The sequence below is a fragment of the Psychrosphaera haliotis genome, assembly GCF_039523615.1.
Taxonomy (GTDB): Bacteria; Pseudomonadota; Gammaproteobacteria; order Enterobacterales; family Alteromonadaceae; genus Psychrosphaera; species Psychrosphaera haliotis.
Genome location: NZ_BAAAFQ010000016.1, coordinates 1 through 1,115, shown reverse-complemented (window position 1 = coordinate 1,115; position 1,115 = coordinate 1). Strand labels below are relative to the sequence as shown.

Here is a 1,115-nt window from a genome sequence, read left to right as displayed (position 1 = left end):
GCAAACAAATATTAAGGTTTGGTGTCGACGAATTATAACAAGTGGTTAAAGAAGGTCTCGTAAAAGCTTGCTCGAGCCTTCGGCAAACAGTCTAGCAAGCTAAAACTCGCCTCTTAACCAGGCGTTAGCACTATCAAAATGGAGTTTCGGTGTTTAATCAAATAGAAGTAAAAGAATTCCTGATTAAAATCGGTAAAAGGTGGCTGTTTCCTGATCTATCAAACAAAATAACTTGGTTTGTTGTTTCAGTAGGTGGAACCATCTTATTAACACCTGTTGTATTGAAACAATTATTTTATAACTGGCTCGTTGACACTATTAACTTAAATGCAGGTCAATATTTCACATTTGCAGAGCTTCAATCGGATTCACCAGATAACTTAATAGGTACAAGCCTTATTATATTGGGCTTAGTGCATAATATTGCGAATCGTTATTTTTTATACAAAACGGCTGTTACAGAGCAACAAGAATTAGAAGCTCTAAATGAAGTGGATAAGCATTTGTTCAAAGAGTTTCTATCAGTTTTCCCATCAGACTCCTTATCAATTGAGTTACTCAGAGATCATGATTTTGGTAATTCTTATCACGAAAACGGTACGACTCAATTAGATATATTTGTGAACACATGGAATGCCGCAGAAAAAGAGTTCTTAGATTCCTCACTAGAAATACAAAAAAAAGAGCTTTGGACTAAATGTCGTAAGTTTGTTTATGAGCTGGCATGTGGTTCTCATTTCATCGGCACAGGTCCCATATTGACATGCATTCCAGATGCATACCGTGGAACTGATGATTGGCCTCAACATGTTGATGATAAACTTAAAATGTTAAATGATTTAGCTACTGAATGTTATGAATTACATAGAGATTTTATACTTTTATCGAGGCGTAAATTGAAGTGCTAACAAGTCACTTAAAAGGACAAATAACAGTTGTTTTTTGCTCCTTCGTCGCTTATTTTAACCAACTATTATTTGCCTCTTAGTGAGGCGTTAGTAGCCCTAGTGTCATTCTGGAAACTTCTGCTTTGAATGAATTACTCTCATAACTCTAATATTTTTACCATCGAAGTAATATGACACGATCATTGAGATCTCTGGAATGATTAGTAG

General features: G+C 35.3%; 1 protein-coding gene. It reads left to right on the top strand.

Annotated elements, in window-relative coordinates; all coding sequences use genetic code 11:
* The first annotated feature begins 149 nt into the window (after positions 1–149).
* Positions 150–908, top strand: coding sequence for a hypothetical protein (locus tag ABD009_RS14115; RefSeq protein WP_343826500.1), 759 nt, complete (start codon positions 150–152; stop codon positions 906–908).
* Positions 909–1,115: the final 207 nt, after the last annotated feature.